Source organism: Sphingomonas sp. NPDC019816 (assembly GCF_050274375.1).
Taxonomy (GTDB): Bacteria; Pseudomonadota; Alphaproteobacteria; order Sphingomonadales; family Sphingomonadaceae; genus Sphingomonas.
In genome coordinates this window covers 1-2,529 of record NZ_JBNNOB010000238.1, presented here as the reverse complement: position 1 = coordinate 2,529, position 2,529 = coordinate 1, and the positions used below count along the sequence as shown (strand labels likewise).

Annotated in this window: 5 protein-coding genes; 3 read left to right on the top strand and 2 right to left on the bottom strand. The window is 67.3% G+C overall.

All coding sequences use genetic code 11. From position 1 onward, the window contains the following. Positions 1–575, bottom strand: a 575-nt coding sequence (locus ACQKJZ_RS18975; RefSeq protein WP_427733216.1) for an efflux RND transporter periplasmic adaptor subunit, incomplete at its 3' end; no start/stop codon positions are given. A gap of 269 nt (positions 576–844) precedes the next feature. On the opposite strand from ACQKJZ_RS18975, the gene ACQKJZ_RS18970 reads away from it, so the two are divergent. Then, on the top strand, positions 845–1,000 hold the full coding sequence (locus ACQKJZ_RS18970; protein ID WP_312491348.1) for a hypothetical protein: 156 nt from the start codon (positions 845–847) through the stop codon (positions 998–1,000). 33 nt (positions 1,001–1,033) lie between these two features. Here the strand turns inward: ACQKJZ_RS18970 and ACQKJZ_RS18965 are convergent, their stop codons facing one another. Continuing rightward, positions 1,034–1,210 carry a hypothetical protein gene (locus ACQKJZ_RS18965; RefSeq protein WP_427733214.1) on the bottom strand — a complete coding sequence of 59 codons (177 nt, stop codon included), beginning with the start codon at positions 1,208–1,210 and terminating at the stop codon, positions 1,034–1,036. 145 nt (positions 1,211–1,355) lie between these two features. On the opposite strand from ACQKJZ_RS18965, the gene ACQKJZ_RS18960 reads away from it, so the two are divergent. Further along, positions 1,356–1,988 (top strand): YoaK family protein, encoded by a 633-nt coding sequence (locus ACQKJZ_RS18960; protein ID WP_427733212.1) that lies wholly within the window; start codon positions 1,356–1,358, stop codon positions 1,986–1,988. 113 nt (positions 1,989–2,101) lie between these two features. Then, on the top strand, positions 2,102–2,529 hold a 428-nt coding region (locus ACQKJZ_RS18955), incomplete at its 3' end, for an aldehyde dehydrogenase family protein (protein ID WP_427733210.1).

Here is a 2,529-nt window from a genome sequence, read left to right as displayed (position 1 = left end):
GTCGCTTGCGCGGCGGCGAGGTCGGCCTTGGCCTGCTGATAATCCTTCAGCGCGCCACCGGCGGTCTCATAGATTTGCTGCTGGCGATCGGCATTGCGCTGCGCCGCGACCAGCTGCGCCTGCGCGTTCTGATAGGCGGCGCGCGCCGAGAACAGGCCGGCGCGCGCGTCGACGAAGTCGGTCGTCTTGATCATCAGCAGCGGCTGGCCTTGGCGCACCACCTGACCCGCCTCGGCCAGCACGCGCACGACCTGGCCGGCATAGGGCATCAGCACGGGGGTCGAACGGGTGGCATCGGCGGTGATCGCGCCGGTCGCCGTCGTCTGATCGCCCGACGCGCCGAGCCCGACGCGCATCGTCGGCATCGCCGCCAGCTGCGCCCTGGACAGTCGCAGCGTCCCCGGCGGCGGCGGGACGGGCGGCGCTTCCTCCTTGTGGGTCAGCTTGCCGATCAGCGTGATCAGCAGCAGCACGCCGACCAGTACGGCGGCGGCGATCGCGACCCAGCGCCATTGCTGCGCGGAGGACAGGCGACGGGTTTCGGGTAGCGTTTCGTCGGCGGGGCTGGCGTGCATCGGCTTCTTTCGGCGCGAAGGACTGAAAATTCGCGCCGGGCGATAGGGCCAGTGCCCTGACGGACCGCTTACGGAAAACTGACGAGGCTTTCATCTTGGCCGGGGTCGCACGGCCAAGATGCCGCCGGCGATCGACCGGCCGGGTTCCCGAAACGCCGCCTCTCCAAGGGGTTGGCACGCATGACCGGCACGTCATGCATGGGGAACCAAGTCATGCATTTCATCGTTAAAATGCAACGGTTCGCCAAGAAAAACGAAAGGGGCAATCCATGGCCACGCATATGCCGCCGCCGCGCATCTCCGATCTGCCGCGTGAGGAGCGTCTGGATGCCCTTTATCGCCGGGCGGCGGACGAACGGGCGCGCTACATGGCGATGCGTGAACGCCGGCCCGGCCTTCTGGACCGTTTTCTTCAGCTTTTCTGATCCTTGTCGCCCGCCAAGATAGTGGGCGGGTATTCAGGCGCGGCGCAGCCCGCGCCGCCGACGGCGTGGCGCGACCGGGCGGGGCCGCGCGGGCCGCGAACGGCTGCGCCGATCGAGCCGCAGATCGCTATGCCCGACCGCGACCATGACGATCAGCAGGGACGACAACGCCGATACCGTCAGCCAAATCTCCACCAACGCTCCGGCCATTCCATTCCCCGATCATGAACGGCGCCAACGCCCGATCGACGGATCCGATCCGGTCTTTTTTTGGCGTGACGTGGTGGCCGTCCATCCGCCCCGCTGTTTCGTTGCGACATCGCGCTTCGCCGCGAAACCGGTATAGATGGATGGCATGATCCGATCCGATCGACGTTCTTGGCCGCTCGCGATCGGCCTTTCGATGCTGGCGGGCTATGTCGATGCCATCGGCTTTCAGCAATTGGGCGGCTATTTCGTATCCTTCATGAGCGGCAATGGCACGATGCTCGCACTGGGGCTGGCGACACGCGACCGCGCGGTCCACGGCGTTGCGATGCTGGCCGCCTTGCTGGTACTGTTCGTCGCCGGGGTAATGGCGGGCACGCTGGTCCGTCTGCTCATGCCGCGTGGCGGTCAATCGGCGGTGCTGGCGGGCGTGGCGGCTCTGCTGGCGCTCGCGGCGGCGGTCGGCGGCCGGGCGGCCCTGTCGATGGCGGCAGCGATGGGCGCGGCCAATGCGACCTTCGAGCGGGACGGCGAGGTGAGCATCGGCGTCACCTATATGACCGGCACGCTGGTCAAGATCGGCCAGCATCTGGCGCGGATGCTGACGGGGCGGACGCGCTGGGCCTGGCTGCCCTATCTGCTGTTGTGGATCGGCTTCGTCGCGGGTGCGAGCCTGGGGGCGTTGGGTTTCGCGCTCTGGCATCTGGCGGCGCTATGGGGCGGCGTGGCGGGAGCAATGGTAGCGGCGCTGGTCGCCTGGCACTTGTCGCGCGTCGACTGACGCAAGGGTGGGGGGCTTTGTCGGCTTTTTGGCCGACCCCGCTTGGATTTCACGAGCGAGCAATATAATTACAAGGTTCAGAGTCGGGCACCAGACCCGCGACAGGAGAGAATATGCGCGTGATCGATCACTTGGTCGCTGGCGGACAGACCGCGACCGACGCCGCCACCAGGGCCGAGGGCCGTCAGGGCGACGTCTTCGACCCCAATAGCGGCCAGGTGCAGGCCCGCGTAATGCTGGGCGATGCCGCGCTGCTCGAACGCGCCGTCGCCGCCGCGCAGGCCGCGCAACCCGGCTGGGCCGCGACCAATCCGCAGCGCCGGGCACGCGTGATGTTCCGGTTCAAGGAACTGGTCGAGCAGAATATGGACGCGCTGGCGCATCTGCTTTCCTCCGAACATGGCAAGGTGATCGCCGATGCCAAGGGCGATATCCAGCGCGGGCTGGAGGTGATCGAGTTCGCCTGCGGCATCCCCCACGCGCTGAAGGGCGAATATACGCAAGGCGCGGGGCCCGGCATCGACGTCTATTCGATGCGGAT

What these genes read in the sequence shown, in the direction of transcription:
- ACQKJZ_RS18960 (WP_427733212.1), top strand. Translation starts at nt 1,356, where the DNA reads ATGATCCGATCCGATCGACGTTCTTGGCCGCTCGCGATCGGCCTTTCG.
- ACQKJZ_RS18965 (WP_427733214.1), bottom strand. Translation starts at nt 1,210, where the DNA reads ATGGCCGGAGCGTTGGTGGAGATTTGGCTGACGGTATCGGCGTTGTCG.
- ACQKJZ_RS18970 (WP_312491348.1), top strand. Translation starts at nt 845, where the DNA reads ATGGCCACGCATATGCCGCCGCCGCGCATCTCCGATCTGCCGCGTGAG.